Below are 14,647 nucleotides of genomic sequence, written 5' to 3'. Positions count from 1 at the left end.
GCTTAATTTTGGCATAATTTAGGACTTTTTTTTAAAAAAGTACTTTAACATTATCGATCCAAAAAAAAAATATGAAATTACTTTATACTTTATTCTTCGCTCTTTTTTTAAACTCTACTTACTCGCAATCAACGAATGACTATTTTGAAAAGATCAGAAACAATGAAGCAGCACTAACTGCTTTCTTCTCGCAAATGCCAAAAGGAGGCGATTTACATCATCATTTTTCGGGTTCTATTTACGCTGAGCCTTTATTGGAACGCGCTATTACGGACGATTTTTATCTTAATACAGAAACGATGGACGTGTTAAAAGAAAAACCAGGAACCGGAAACTGGCAATTATTTTCGACATTGAAAAGCAACGGTACATTGGACGCTTACAAACAAAAAATCATGCAAAAATGGTCTGTAAAAGATTATAATCATGTGGATTACCCATCAGATAAGCTGTTTTTCGAATCGTTTATGAAGTTTGAACCGGCTATCAAAGGGAATTTTGGACAAGGATTATTGGAACTTAAAAACAGAGCCATTTCAGAAAATGTCAGTTATATTGAAACACAATTATCAACGATTCCAACTGCAATGAACACTGATGATTTGACAGAATTTAATTCCCGATTGCGGAAATTAGCATTATTAAAAGACGAAAAAGCTATTCTAAAATCATTGGATTCTGTTTACAATTCTTTACTAAAAAAAGATGCTAATTCCTACGCTGCAGCATTTAATACCAATTTTGTGGCAAAGCTTCACGAGGACCTTAAAATTGATGGTAAGCAATTTACGATGCGCTATCAAAATTTTGTACTGCGTTTCATGGAACCCGTAGACTTATTCAAAAATTTGATAATTGCATTCATTTCGGCAGATGAAAGTCCGCTGATGGCAGGAGTTAACATTGTTTCGCCGGAAGACGGCGCAACTTCAATGAAAGATTATTGGTTGCACATGGTGATGTTTAAATATTGCCATTCCCGTTATCCAAATGTAAAATACTCAATGCATGCCGGCGAACTGACTCTTGGTTTGGTGCAACCGGAAGATTTGACTTGGCACATAGGCGCAGCTGTTCATACTGCAGGAGCCAATCGCATCGGTCACGGAGTAGATATGGCGTATGAGAAAGATTCGTATAATTTATTGCGTTATATGGCGAAGAAAACCATTCCTATTGAAATTAACTTAGTGAGCAACGAATTCATTTTGAAAGTAAAAGAAAGCCGTCATCCTTTGACCTTGTACAAAGAATTTGGCGTTCCTATTGTAATCAGTACCGATGATGCAGGTATTTTACGCACCAACATGACGGAGCAATATGTTTTGTTAGCCAAAAGATACAAAAACGTTTCGTACACCGATATTAAGCAATATGTGTACAATAGTATCAATTATAGTTTTATAAAAGAAGCTATCGTAAAAAAGCAATTACTAAAAGATTTAGACTCAAGATTTAAAGCTTTTGAGGCTAATTTTCCAATGAAATAAACCGCATTCTTTTTATAAGGTCAACTTTACAAAACCCAAAAATCCGCTCGAAAGCGGATTTTTGGATAAATATAATCTCCTGAATTGCCATTATTTCGGGTTTAAGATTAACTCAATTCTTTTGATGGCATCTTCATAATGGTATTTTGTTTCTGCATTTACAGCTCTCGTTTTAGCAACTGCCAAAGTGATTCTCAAAGCATTCAACTCACCTCTCACTAATCCTCTCAAATCTGATTGCGCAACATTATAATAGTCAGAAGCACTACCGGACTTGATTTCTTCTTTCATAAGATAAGCCATTCTTTCGATGTACGCCCGTTGCAAATTTCTTCTGTAAATAGTCACGTTCGATGGCAAATTAGCCTCTTTCCAAATTCCTTTACGCATATCACCTAATAAATCCAAGGCTTTGTAATTTGCCGTTCCCATTATCTCGGCATCCATCAATCGACCAATACGTTCAAAACTCAACACACTATTTAAATGTCTGGATTGTACATTTCGGAAACGCTCGGTGTAACCAGCGTAATCAATGTTTTTTAATGTATTTACATTCACCAACCACGTTGGAGAAGCAAAAGCATTAGTTTGCAACCACTGCATCGCTTCTTGCTGTTTTGCTTTTGGTACAATATCATAAATACTTCCCTTTTGGATTGGCTTTTTTGTAGCTTCATAAACACCTCCAACATTGGTCACTACATGTCCAACATATCTGCTCCAAACATCCAGCATTTCTTTGTACAGCTCATCTAAATCTTCGTAATTATTAGTTACATCACTGGTCCATTCCGGTAAATGTGCCGCTACGTATTGCAAATTTTTGAGGCCATAAGTACCCGCTTTCATAGAATTATTTCCAATATCTTCGGTTTGTGATGTTGGATCAAAATTACTGCTTTGTTTTCCGAATTTGTAAATAGGATTTTCCGCTTTTTCCATAATCCATTTGTCCAATGTGGGTACTTCTGCTTCAGGAGAAGTCACATTTGGAATGAATCTGTATCCCCAATTCGTAGCATAATGATCGTAAGGTCCCATCTGGCGAATGAAACGCACGTTTTTATCTCCGGGTTGAGCGATATAATTAAAACGGGCATAATCCATCAAACTTGCTGCGATTCCGTTTTTCTGAGTAAAGGCTCCATCTCTATAATTTTCAGTATCATAAGCGCAACTAGCACCCATATTGTGAGGAAAACCTAAAGCATGTCCCACTTCATGCGCGATAACCATACGCATCATTTCACCCATTTCTTCATCGCTTGTGTTTAATGTTCTCGCCGTAGGATTTGCTGCTCCAGTTTCTAACAAATAACGGTTTCGGTACGATCGCAAATGGTTGTGGTACCAAATTACGTCACTTTCGATAATTTCTCCTGTTCTAGGATCCGAAACACTTGGTCCAACCGCGTTACGTGTCGTACTGGCCACGTAACGAATCACGGAATACCGAATATCTTCCGGGCTAAAGTCAGGATCTTGTTCTTTCGTTGGGGGATCTTTCGCGATAATCGCATTTTTAAAACCAGCCGTTTCAAAAGGCTTTTGCCAATCTTCAATTCCTTGTTTGATGTACTTTCGCAATTTTTCAGGCGTGGCAGGATCTAAATAATAAACAATTGGTTTTATGGGTTCCACGAGTTCGCCTTTTGCGTAAGCGACAGGATCTTTTGGCTCCAATTTCCAACGGCGGATATAGCTTTTACTGTCGGATTTTAATTCATTACTTCCATAATCAATTTGATTCATCGTAAACCACCCCACTCTCGGATCGGCCAATCGGGGTTGCATTGGTTTTTCAGGTAATAAAATCATCGATTGATTCATTTGGATACTGATTGTTTCTGAATCTGCCTGAACCGGCGGTTTTGACGCGTTGTAGGTGAAATCCTGAATTACTTCAATGTTCATGGGGAAACTTTTCATTGTATTGATAAAACTTCGGGTTTCATCCAGTCCTTTTACCTTATAAGTTTCTCTCATTTCACCTGATAAACCACTAATTGATTTTACATCGGTGCCATAAAATTTGGATACATCAATCACCGTATTTGCAGAATCTTTGCTGAATGCTACGATATCAAAAGCGAATAATGTAGGCTCATAATTATTGGATTTCACTGAAATACTGATGGGTAAACTGTCATTGGCAACAGCGCTGAACGACTTTAATTTGATAAGGATTTTATCTTGAAAACGTTGCCAAACAATCAGTTGCTCATTGGTTTCGGAACCAGCGTTTACGTATCCGCCGCCTAAATTTGAAGGCAATTTAGACAACCGACTTACCAAAAGCATGTCTTTATCTAAATATTTATTTGGGATTTCGAAGAAATATTTTTTATCTACTTTATGAACCGTAAATAAGCCTTCGTCTGAAACGGCATCTTTAGTAATTACCTTACTGTATTCCTTGATGGTGGCTTCCGGTTTCTTTTCCGATGGCGGAACTACAGCGGCGTTTTTATCTCTTTTTCTTTTGGATTGTGCAAATTGGTTGGTTGGCACAAGCATTGTTGCTACAATTGCTGTTAAAATGAAAAATTTCTTCATTTACTGGATATTTAATGGTTAATCAATATCAAAAATATATTTTAGCTCAAGCAAATTAAATAATATTCATTGGTTTAACTTTTAATTAACAAACGTTCCAGACTTTTTAGGAGGTTTTAACGGCAGTTCGTTTTTAGCTTCATTTTATTAGAATTCTTTTTTTATTACATTTGGAAATACGTTTTTTTTTGAATTTATACGATCTATTGCGGTCAGCATTTAAATTTTATTGAAACTGGTAATGCTTTTGGAGACGACTTCCCTTTTATTTAGAAACTTTAAAACACTAAAAATCAAATTATGATTCAAAATAATATCGTTAAAAAAACCTTTTTTTTAGTAGCTTTCATACTAGTCTCATGGAATGGTTTCTCGCAAAAGAACATTTCAAAAATTGCTTTTGGATCGTGTTCGAACCAAAATAATCCATTACTCATTTTTGATGTTGTGGTAAAACACCAACCGGATTTATTTGTATTTCTGGGCGACAACATTTACGGAGATACGGACAATATGAACACACTGCAAGCCAAATACGATCGATTGGCGGCTAAAGCTACTTTTCAAAATTTGAAAAAAAATGTACCTATTATTGCTACCTGGGACGATCACGATTTCGGACAAAATGATGCGGGTCGGCATTATCCAAAAAAGCAAGAATCAAAAGAACTGTTCTTGAAGTTTTTTGATGAACCTGCAGATTCCGAAAGAAGAAAACACGACGGAATATACACGTCCAATATGTATGAAAACAAAGGCAAAAAAGTACAGATAATCCTGTTGGATAACCGCACTTTCAGGGATGATTACAAGAAATACAATGGAGAAGTTAGGGATGATAAACGGTATTTCTACTCTTTGGATTACGCACCTTTACAAAACCCAGATTCCACTTATTTAGGAACTGCGCAATGGAACTGGCTGGAAGCAGAATTACAAAAACCCGCTGATATTCGACTAATTGGTTCCGGGTCTCAGTTTGGAATTGAATACAACGGCTATGAAGGTTGGGCTAATTTTCCGCTGGAGCAAAAAAGATTCTTAAATCTCATCAAGAAAACGAAAGCAAACGGCGTTTTGTTTTTAACCGGAGATGTGCATTATGCTGAAATTTCTAAACTTACGGCACCGGGATTGTATCCTATTTACGATTTTACCTCCAGCGGACTCTCTTCAACCTGGCATTTTGCGACACCCAACAAAAACAGAATTGAAGGTCCAATTATGGAAAATCATTTTGGGTTATTAACGATAGACTGGAAAAACAAAATCCCAAAAATAAAAATGGAAATTTGGGATGTCAACGACAACCAACGTGCGGAATACACGATTGGGCTGGATGAAATTAGTTTTAAAAAGTAGCATTTTTGCGGGAATTATTAGATTATATTTAAGAAATACAAATTGAATAGAGTTTATAATTGTGGTAGTAAATTATTATGAAAGAAAACAGAAACATCTCATCGAATTATATCTTACTGAAAAGAATAATGATATTAAGAAAAGAATAGAAAATTTCGAATCGATTACCAATTCATTATTTGTTTTGACACAAAGTCTATTTGACAATAAAGAAACTGTATAATATCATTAACTAGAAATTGAAGGGAAATATTTTCGTTTTGGAATAACCAATCATAGTTCGATTACTTTAATAAGAGGAAATCATTTTACATTAATTAACCATGAAGCCACCATTATTGATGTATTTTCTACGAATAGTATAACTAGAATGCAAATCGAATCATTTTTAATAATAATAAAATAGATTTTAGATTACTATTTTCTTAAAATAATAAAATTACAAAACACGTATTGCTTTCACAAATCTACGCTTGTAGCCGGGCTTTGTCAGACTTGTAATAACCACTTTCATTTCACGACCTGAGGTGGAGTGAATAAAATCACTTTCCATTCCTTTTGGATTTGACACGATGCCAATATGCCCAATAACATTTCTGGTAGGACTCAAAAATAATAGAATATCACCTTTTTTTACATCGGCAATCGGGATTTTTTTACCAAAATTATTAAACTGTGAAGAGCTGCGTGGAACCTGAATTTTAAAATGATTGTAGACAAAGTAAACAAATCCGGAACAATCAAAACCATTCTTGCTGCAGCCAGCTGTAACATAAGGTGTTCCTAATAATCCCATTCCGAAATTCACAATCTTATCTCCCAAATAGCCATTATTGTCAATTGGATCTACTAGTGAGTTTTTGACAATGGTTTCACTTCTTTGAGATGAAAATCTACCCGCTTTTGATGAACCATACGCGAAACTTTCTAAAACAAGTAGCGATAAACCAATGAACAGTGTCAATTTTATGGTGTTTTTATTTTTAAATTTCATACTGAAAAAATTAAATTAACCCATTGTGTATCGTTATTTGAAGTAAAATAAATGGATTATCTGTGTCAAATATAATGAAAAAAGTTTTAGAGTTTTATAAGTTTTAAGTTCTTTGAATATTGATTGTCGATCCTATAATACATTTGGAAAGCCGTATAAAATGTCTAATTTATAGGATTTCGCATTAAATATTAGTGCTGATTTTAAGTAATTAATAGAAAGAATTATTACATGCTAATAAATAACGTTAAAATCAAATTTTTTTATTTTTACCACACGTATTAATAGTAGCCGTTAGATTTATATTTATTTTTTTTATGAATGATGTAATTGAAGTATCAAAAAAAAAAAATATGTCACGCTTTATTCAATGTTAAAATTATGTTAAACAAAAACCAAACAGTTGTTTAAATTAAACGCTTGTTTAGTTTTGTTTCTTGAAAAAATTTGATTCCATTGAAAAGTATTTTTAACGACAAACAAATTCAGATCCTCGAAGTTGCCGAAATACTTTTTGCAGAGGAAGGATTTGATGGTACTTCCATTAGAAACATAGCTAAAGTGGCAAAAATCAATATTGCCATGGTTTCATATTACTTTGGTTCTAAAGAACGTTTGTTGGAATCGCTTATTATATACAGAACATCCGACCTCAAAAACCAATTAGAGAATCTCTTAAAAGAAGATCTGGAACCCATTGAAAAAATCAACAAACTAATTGAACTTTACATCAATAGAATCAACAGTAACAGAGGTATCTACAGAATTTTACATTTCGAATTCACTTCCAAAAAACGAGAACAAAATTTACAGGCTTTTTCTGAATTAAAAAAAGGAAATCTAAAATCCCTTGAAACTATTATTGAAGAAGGTCAGAGTAAAGGCATTTTCAGAAAAGATGTAATTATTCCGCTCATTACACCAACCATTTTGGGTACTTTCTTTCATTTTCACATGAACAAACCATTCTTCGAAAATTTATTGAACTTGAAAACGGAGGATTTATATAACAATTATATCAAAACCAATTTGACCAAGCACATACAACAAACTATAAAAGCACTTCTGATATATGAAAGTTAGTCAATTCATGCTCTTTGGGATTTTCTTTATTGGAATTTCATCAATAGAAGCACAAGAAAAAACAAGTTTAACATTGAACGAAGCCATTAATTTGGCTTGGACCAAAAGCAATGAAGTTACGCTGGCCAATACGAAAGTAAAAACCAAAAAGTACGAATTGCAATCTACAAAAAACAACCAATATCCTGATTTGAAACTCTCCGGACAATACCAAAGATTGGCAAATGCATCGGTAGATTTTAAACTGAATCAAAATAACAGCGCCCAGCAACTTCCCATTGTCAATCAATTAATGGTGGGTCAATTGAATGCCAGTGTTCCTGTTTTCTCTGGTTTTAAAATCCAAAACAGCATCAAAGCATATCAGAATCTTTACGAAGCTGAAATGGCTACTGCTGCTCAAACAAAGGAGGAAATTGCTTTGCGGGTGATTGAATATTATGCCAGTTTATACAAAGCACAAAAAACAATTGAGCTGCTGAAAGAAAACCAAAAAAGCGCCAAGCAACGTGTTAAAGATTTTGTAGAACTCGAAAAAAACGGAATCATTCCTAGAAATGATCTGTTAAAATCTAAATTACAAGCTTCGAAAATACAATTATCGTTAGATGAAACGAATAATAATTTAAAAGTAATCAACTTTTATTTGGTTACACTTTTAAAATTAAATCCAGACACCAAACTGGAAATTCGCGAAGATGATTTTGCTGATTTCCAAATGATAAATATCCCAATTAATGAATTGCCGGCATTAGAAAATCGTAAGGATTTAGAAGCTATTCGGTATCAGGGAAAAGCAAGTGAAGCGAATATAAAAATAGCAAAAGGGTCGTATTATCCGGCAATTGCAATCATTGGTGGATATACCGCATTAAACCTGAGCAATGTAATCACTGTTCAAAATGCGATGAATATCGGTGTTGGAATTTCTTATGATTTAAGTGCTATTCTGAAAAATGGAACCTTGATCCGACTTGCAGAAAATAAGTTTTTAGAAGTACAAAATTCTGAAGCTCTGTTAACTGATTATATTAAAGTTCAAGTTCAAAAAGCGATTGAAGATTACGATTTAGCTTTAAAGCAAACCACTGTTTACGAGGAAGCACAAGAACAAGCGAGTGAAAATTACCGAATTGTAAAAGACAAATATGACAATGGACTTTCGGACACTAATGATCTGCTCGAAGCTGATGTGGAACAACTAAATTCAAAAATCAGTAAAGCTTTGGCGAAAGCCAATACCATCCAAAAATACTACGAGTTACTCTCCGTAACTGGTCAATTATCACAATCATTCAATCTACCTCAAAAATAATCATACTACCATGCAAAAGAAAAAAAAGAATTCAAAATTTATTATTATCCTAGTGGCCTTGGTAGTGTTAGGTGGTACTTACGGAACTTATAAATATAGGCATTCCTTAGCTCATGAAGAAACAGACGATGCGCAAATTGAAAAAAACATGAATCCTATAATTCCTAGAGTTTCGGGATATGTGGATAAAGTATATATCAAAGACAATGATTTTGTAAAGAAAGGCGACACGCTTTTTACAATTGACAAAAGAGATTATCAGTTAAAAATTGAAGAAGCTAATGCTGCAATGGTTGGTGCTGAAGGCAGTTTTGAAGTTTCTAAAGCGGATATTGGAAGTGCTTTGGCTAACATTTCAGTTTCTGATGCCAATGTGCAATCAGCGGGCGGAAATATCGAATCGGCAAAAATAAGATTGGGCCGCATTACGAGTGATTACAACCGATATGAGAACTTATTTAAAAGCCATTCGATTACAAAACAACAATATGAGCAAGCTTTAGCCGCAAAACTTGAAGCAGAAAGCCAAGTACGTGTTTTACAACAACAACAGCGAGCAACGGCTTTTCAAAAATCAGTTATTGTAGCAAAATCAAAAGTTTCAGACAAACAAACGGAAGTAGCTGCTGCCAATATCAAAAGAGCGCAAGCAATATTAGATGCCGCAAAATTAAATTTAAGTTACACTGCTGTAACTGCTGCAATTGACGGTCAGGTTTCAAAAATCGACATTCAACCGGGACAATTAGTACAACCGGGACAATCTTTATTTTACATCATCAATAACAAGGAGGCATGGGTAATTGCTAATTTCAAAGAAACGCAATTAAACAAAATGGTAATCGGACAAAAAGTTACCATAAAAGTTGATGCGTATCCGGGTTATGATTTTAAAGGTTCAATTACCTCATTTTCTCCTGCTACAGGTTCTCGTTTTTCATTACTTCCTCCTGATAATGCTACAGGAAACTTTGTAAAAACAATCCAGAGATTACCGGTTAAAATAAGTTTGAGCACAACAAACGATCCTGAAAAAATAAAATTACTTCGCCCGGGAATGAATGTGGATGTTGATGTACATTTAAAATAAATCAAAACTTTGGCAGGTTCTAAAATGTCAAAAACTGCACTAGCTTTAAGAAAATGATAGTTTACACTTTAGTATAAAATGGTTCAAACGGGAGAAGACGATTTAGTAGAATATGGCTTTAGAAGAGTCATCATTACCATTACAGCCGTTCTTTGTGCTATGCTTGAAATTGTAGATACTACAATTGTAAATGTGGCATTGAACAATATGCGAGGCAGCCTTGGTGCGTCACTTACTGATGTGGCTTGGGTAATTACCGCTTATGCCATTGCGAATGTAATTGTTATTCCTATGACCAGTTGGTTATCACAACAATTTGGGCGTAGGAATTATTTTGCGGTTTCCATAATTATATTTACGGTTGCTTCCTTTCTATGTGGTAACGCCAATAATATTTGGGAATTAGTCACTTTTAGATTTATTCAAGGATTGGGTGGTGGCGCTTTATTAGTGACAGCACAAACCATAATAACCGAGAGTTATCCTGTTGCCAAAAGAGGAATGGCGCAAGCTATTTACGGAATGGGAGTTATTGTAGGACCAACGCTTGGTCCGCCTTTGGGAGGTTATATTGTGGATCATTTTTCATGGCCTTATATTTTTTACATCAACATTCCTATCGGGATTATCGCGACATTACTGACTTTGTCTTTTGTAAAAAGCCCTAAATATGGAGATAAACTTAAAGCCAGTCAAGTCGATTGGTGGGGAATCGTTCTATTAACCGCTTTTATTGGCTCCTTACAATACGTTCTGGAACATGGTCAGCAAGACGATTGGTTCAATAATAACATAATTGTATTGTTAACTGTTGTTTCTATTTTTGGTTTAGTACTTTTTATTTGGAGAGAACTCACCTATCAGCATCCCATAGTAAATTTAAGAGTTTTGAAAGATACCAACCTGAGAGTAGGAACCATAATGTGTTTTATTCTAGGTTTCGGATTGTATGGCTCTACTTTTATCATCCCTATTTACACACAATCCGTATTGGGCTGGAGTGCTTTAGATGCCGGTTTATTGTTGATTCCAAGTTCCATCACTACCGGAATTATGATGCCTTTTATTGGTAAAATGATTCAGCGTGGCGTACCGCAAACGTATATGGTGGCAGCAGGATTCTTGTTATTTTTCTTTTTTACGTATTGGATGCAACAGGTAATCACACCAGATTCTGGTGCAGAACATCTGTACTGGCCACTGATATTAAGAGGAATTGGATTGGGATTATTATTTGTTCCTATTTCTACACTTTCCTTGTCCACTTTAAAAGGAAAAAGCATTGGCGAAGGAGCCGCTTTTACAGGAATGATGCGACAATTGGGAGGTTCTTTCGGAATTGCTATTATAACCACTTTTATTGCCAGATTCAATCAGGAACATCGTGTGAATCTTATTTCACATCTGAATTCAACTTCTTATGAAGTACAAAAAATAGTGCAACAACTAAAAATGGGATTTATGTCTAAAGGCTATTCAGAAAATGAAGCTTTGGCAAAAGCCTACAAAGCCATTGAATATAAAGTAATGGTTCAAAGTTCCGTATTATCTTATATGGACATCTTTTTGTACTTAGGCGCATTATTTTTGTTGTGTATTCCTTTTATACTTTTGATAAAAAAAGGAAAAAACAAAATCAATCCTGCCGATGCCATGCATTAATATTGAAATACACCTGAAAGATAAACAGCATTTGATGCACTCCTTCATCGGAGATGTAAATATTATCTTAATGTTTTAAGAAAAATACTTATCATTACGTAAAAATTGTGATCCTTTAAAAAATACGATAGCAGATAGAATTAAACTAAATCTAAAAAGAACGAGCCCGACACAATATCGAGCTCATCATTATTTCAATTAATTATAAAATTGTGTAAGATTTTATGTACTGTCTTGATCCGCTTTTGGAATGTAATTCGCTACTTAAAATTTCAACTGGTAAACTTCATCCAAATCTTTTTCAGAACTGATGTTAACCTCTAAATCGGTAACAAAACCGGAGTTTAATCCGTAAGCCCATCCGTGTAACGTCAAATCTTGACCATTTCTCCAAGCTGCCTGAACAATTGATGTTTTAGCAAGGTCAAAAACCTGTTCTTTTACGTTCAATTCTACGAAAGTGTTAAAACGTTCTGTTTCGTCCAGAATAGAATCCAAGTACGTATTATGCAAACGATACACGTCTTTAATGTGGCGAATCCAGTTATCAATGATCCCGATAGAATCATTTCCCATTGCTGCTTTTACACCCCCGCAACCGTAATGTCCGCAAACTAAAACGTGTTTGACTTTCAAAACGTTTACTGCGTAATCCAATACGCTCAACATATTCATATCAGAGTGAACGACCATGTTAGCGATGTTTCTGTGTACAAAAACTTCCCCCGGTTTTGCACCTACGATTTCATTTGCAGGAACGCGACTATCCGAACAACCAATCCATAACAATGGTGGTGTTTGACCTTTAGCAAGATCTTGAAAATAATTTGGATCGCTTGCTAACGAAGTTTCAACCCATTTTTTATTATTCTCCAATATTTTTTTATAAAAATCGCTCATAATTTTTTTTATTAATAATTATACAAACGTATATTTTTTGTCATTAGGTGTAAAGAAACATTTTTTTGAATTTAAATCCCTAATTATTTTTCGCTTTATTTTTAAAAAAATTATTCCTCTGTCATTTCTTTTTTTACCATAACTCGTTTTGCGGCATCGTAATAATGCTCAATAGTAACGTATTTTTGTATATCCGTGCTGTTTTCCAACTGATATGCTTTTTTAAATCCTTTTAATTTAACTTTAATGTTATTGTCTACAGCTCTGGTAGTTTTAAACTCATGGATCAAATCCAAAATATCATGCGCAATATAAACCGTATCTTTTGCATCAATGATAACCTTAGAATTTTCCGGTATTTGACTTAATGTTTGTTTGATGGCTGCTTTGTTTAAGAAAGAAACTTCTTGAGCTAAATCGATATGAATCACATCTCCATCTTCATATTCCTCTTTTCTAAAATAATAAGCTCTTTTAAGATTCCCTTTTAAAACAAAAATAACACTGATGATGATTCCCAAAGCTACTCCTTTCAACAAATCCAAAAATACAACTGCTAATAATGTAGCAATAAAAGGAACAAACTGATATTTTCCTTTTTCCCAAAAATGTATAAATCTAGCAGGTTTAGCCAGCTTATATCCCACTAAAATCAAGATGGCTGCTAAAGTTGCTAATGGAATTTTATTAAGAACTACCGGAATAGCAAGTACACTAATTAACAATAATGATCCGTGAATAATGGTTGACATCTTAGACTTTGCCCCAGAATTATTGTTTGCCGAAGAACGAACAATTACAGAAGTCAATGGTAAACCGCCTAGTAAAGAACTCACCATATTACCAATTCCTTGCGCTTTTAATTCTTTATCGGTGTCAGTATATCTTTTTTGCACATCCATCCTGTCTGATGCTTCAATACTCAAAAGTGTCTCAATCGAAGCTACAATAGCAATCGTAAATGCTACTACCCAAACCTTTGGATTCATAATTCCAGATAAATTAGGTGTGACGATAATTGCTTTAAATTCTTCGAATGACGATGGAACCGGTAAAGAAACTAAATGTTCTTTCCCTATTGCCAATGCACTCCCGTTGCCAATGAATATTTCATTCAAAATAACAGCAACAGTTACGGCAATTAATGCTCCCGGAACTAATTTTAGTTTTTTAAAAAATGGAAAATTATCCCAAGAAATTATGATTGCCATAGAAACTAACGTAATAACTATAGAACCTATTTGGAGGTAATCAAAAATATTAAACAACGCTGAAAAAGTATTACTGCCATCCGTTTGCGAAAAGGCTTGATCTCCCTCAAAATCACTGTCATATCCAAATGCGTGCGGCAATTGTTTCAGAATAATTATAATTCCAATACCCGCCAGCATTCCTTCGATAACATTCGTTGGGAAATAATTAGAAATACTTCCGGCTTTCGCAAATCCAAGTATCAATTGTATCAGACCTGCAAAAAAGACTGCTGTCAAGAAAATATCAAATGCCCCTAAATCCGTAATTGCTGTTAGAACAATTGCCGTAAGTCCGGCGGCCGGTCCAGAAACGCTTATGTGAGAAGTACTTAAATAACCCACTACTATCCCTCCTATAATTCCTGAAATAATTCCTGAAAATAAAGGAGCACCCGAAGCCATTGCAATACCTAAACATAACGGTAGCGCAACCAAAAAAACCACTAAACCAGACGCAAAATCGGATTTAAGGTTAGCAAAAAGATTAATTTTTTTTGTCATAATACCTAACTAAAAGTGAATAAAAACAGTTGTTCACATGCTACATGTGAAAATTGATTAAAAAAATATAATCAAAAATTGTGCATTAAACTTCGTTAGGCGGAGGAATAAATATGGAAGCCGTTATATTATCGTGTTTAGATAAATTCTCAGATAAAATGGCGCTTGAAGTTAATTTTGCGGGAAGGATTACATCTGAAAAATTATCCAAATAAAAAAATGTCTTGATTTCCTTCTGAGCATGTTCTTCTTCAGAGACAGTGTAGAAAATTGAAATATCAGCGCTTTTCTCAATCACAGTAACTATTGTTGGTGTGGCAAGAAACGCAATAAATATGATTAAGAATATTTTAGATATCATTTTCATTGTAGCAAAAATAGAATAATAGTTCATAAAAAAAACATCCAATATCCTAAATTTTAAAAAAATTAACATTA

Annotated in this window: 11 protein-coding genes; 6 read left to right on the top strand and 5 right to left on the bottom strand. The window is 34.4% G+C overall.

Going from position 1 to position 14,647, the window contains the following annotated elements; all coding sequences use genetic code 11:
• Positions 1-71 precede the first annotated feature (71 nt).
• Positions 72-1,490, top strand: a complete 1,419-nt coding sequence (locus ACP7AQ_RS04640) for an adenosine deaminase (protein WP_426094575.1) — start codon at positions 72-74, stop codon at positions 1,488-1,490.
• A 90-nt stretch (positions 1,491-1,580) separates the two neighbouring features.
• Here the strand turns inward: ACP7AQ_RS04640 and ACP7AQ_RS04635 are convergent, their stop codons facing one another.
• Complete coding sequence (locus tag ACP7AQ_RS04635) at positions 1,581-4,049, bottom strand: zinc-dependent metalloprotease (protein ID WP_426094574.1); 2,469 nt, start codon at positions 4,047-4,049, stop codon at positions 1,581-1,583.
• A 300-nt stretch (positions 4,050-4,349) separates the two neighbouring features.
• Here ACP7AQ_RS04635 and ACP7AQ_RS04630 point away from each other — a divergent pair, with 300 nt between their 5' ends.
• Complete coding sequence (locus ACP7AQ_RS04630) at positions 4,350-5,411, top strand: alkaline phosphatase D family protein (RefSeq protein WP_426094573.1); 1,062 nt, start codon at positions 4,350-4,352, stop codon at positions 5,409-5,411.
• A 439-nt stretch (positions 5,412-5,850) separates the two neighbouring features.
• Here the strand turns inward: ACP7AQ_RS04630 and ACP7AQ_RS04625 are convergent, their stop codons facing one another.
• Positions 5,851-6,405, bottom strand: a complete 555-nt coding sequence (locus tag ACP7AQ_RS04625) for a C40 family peptidase (RefSeq protein ID WP_426094572.1) — start codon at positions 6,403-6,405, stop codon at positions 5,851-5,853.
• A 456-nt stretch (positions 6,406-6,861) separates the two neighbouring features.
• Between ACP7AQ_RS04625 and ACP7AQ_RS04620 the strand changes: the two genes are divergently transcribed.
• The 4 genes from ACP7AQ_RS04620 (at position 6,862) to ACP7AQ_RS04605 (ending at position 11,555) form a co-directional block, all read left to right on the top strand.
• Positions 6,862-7,488, top strand: a complete 627-nt coding sequence (locus ACP7AQ_RS04620; protein WP_426094571.1) for a TetR/AcrR family transcriptional regulator — start codon at positions 6,862-6,864, stop codon at positions 7,486-7,488.
• Positions 7,478-8,803 carry a TolC family protein gene (locus tag ACP7AQ_RS04615; RefSeq protein ID WP_426094570.1) on the top strand — a complete coding sequence of 442 codons (1,326 nt, stop codon included), beginning with the start codon at positions 7,478-7,480 and terminating at the stop codon, positions 8,801-8,803. Before ACP7AQ_RS04620 ends, ACP7AQ_RS04615 begins: the two co-directional genes overlap by 11 nt.
• Positions 8,804-8,813: 10 nt before the next feature.
• Complete coding sequence (locus ACP7AQ_RS04610) at positions 8,814-9,893, top strand: HlyD family secretion protein (protein ID WP_426094569.1); 1,080 nt, start codon at positions 8,814-8,816, stop codon at positions 9,891-9,893.
• Positions 9,894-9,971: 78 nt separating this feature from the next.
• Complete coding sequence (locus tag ACP7AQ_RS04605; protein ID WP_426094568.1) at positions 9,972-11,555, top strand: DHA2 family efflux MFS transporter permease subunit; 1,584 nt, start codon at positions 9,972-9,974, stop codon at positions 11,553-11,555.
• A gap of 264 nt (positions 11,556-11,819) precedes the next feature.
• On the opposite strand, the gene can is transcribed toward ACP7AQ_RS04605, so the two are convergent.
• The 3 genes from can to ACP7AQ_RS04590 form a co-directional block, all read right to left on the bottom strand.
• Positions 11,820-12,455 (bottom strand): carbonate dehydratase, encoded by a 636-nt coding sequence (can, locus tag ACP7AQ_RS04600; protein WP_426063765.1) that lies wholly within the window; start codon positions 12,453-12,455, stop codon positions 11,820-11,822.
• A gap of 110 nt (positions 12,456-12,565) precedes the next feature.
• Positions 12,566-14,209 carry a SulP family inorganic anion transporter gene (locus ACP7AQ_RS04595; RefSeq protein WP_426094567.1) on the bottom strand — a complete coding sequence of 548 codons (1,644 nt, stop codon included), beginning with the start codon at positions 14,207-14,209 and terminating at the stop codon, positions 12,566-12,568.
• Between the two features lie 85 nt (positions 14,210-14,294).
• Positions 14,295-14,576, bottom strand: coding sequence for a hypothetical protein (locus ACP7AQ_RS04590; protein ID WP_426094566.1), 282 nt, complete (start codon positions 14,574-14,576; stop codon positions 14,295-14,297).
• Between the last annotated feature and the right edge of the window lie 71 nt (positions 14,577-14,647).

It is taken from the genome of Flavobacterium sp. DSR2-3-3, assembly GCF_049896585.1.
GTDB lineage: Bacteria > Bacteroidota > Bacteroidia > Flavobacteriales > Flavobacteriaceae > Flavobacterium.
The sequence above is the reverse complement of the archived record's forward strand: the minus strand, read 5'-3'. Positions and strand labels throughout refer to the sequence as shown.

Coding starts and splice junctions, on each gene's coding strand:
- ACP7AQ_RS04640 (WP_426094575.1), top strand. CDS start 72: ATGAAATTACTTTATACTTTATTCTTCGCTCTTTTTTTAAACTCTACT.
- ACP7AQ_RS04635 (WP_426094574.1), bottom strand. CDS start 4,049: ATGAAGAAATTTTTCATTTTAACAGCAATTGTAGCAACAATGCTTGTG.
- ACP7AQ_RS04630 (WP_426094573.1), top strand. CDS start 4,350: ATGATTCAAAATAATATCGTTAAAAAAACCTTTTTTTTAGTAGCTTTC.
- ACP7AQ_RS04625 (WP_426094572.1), bottom strand. CDS start 6,405: ATGAAATTTAAAAATAAAAACACCATAAAATTGACACTGTTCATTGGT.
- ACP7AQ_RS04615 (WP_426094570.1), top strand. CDS start 7,478: ATGAAAGTTAGTCAATTCATGCTCTTTGGGATTTTCTTTATTGGAATT.
- ACP7AQ_RS04610 (WP_426094569.1), top strand. CDS start 8,814: ATGCAAAAGAAAAAAAAGAATTCAAAATTTATTATTATCCTAGTGGCC.
- ACP7AQ_RS04605 (WP_426094568.1), top strand. CDS start 9,972: ATGGTTCAAACGGGAGAAGACGATTTAGTAGAATATGGCTTTAGAAGA.
- can (WP_426063765.1), bottom strand. CDS start 12,455: ATGAGCGATTTTTATAAAAAAATATTGGAGAATAATAAAAAATGGGTT.
- ACP7AQ_RS04595 (WP_426094567.1), bottom strand. CDS start 14,209: ATGACAAAAAAAATTAATCTTTTTGCTAACCTTAAATCCGATTTTGCG.
- ACP7AQ_RS04590 (WP_426094566.1), bottom strand. CDS start 14,576: ATGAAAATGATATCTAAAATATTCTTAATCATATTTATTGCGTTTCTT.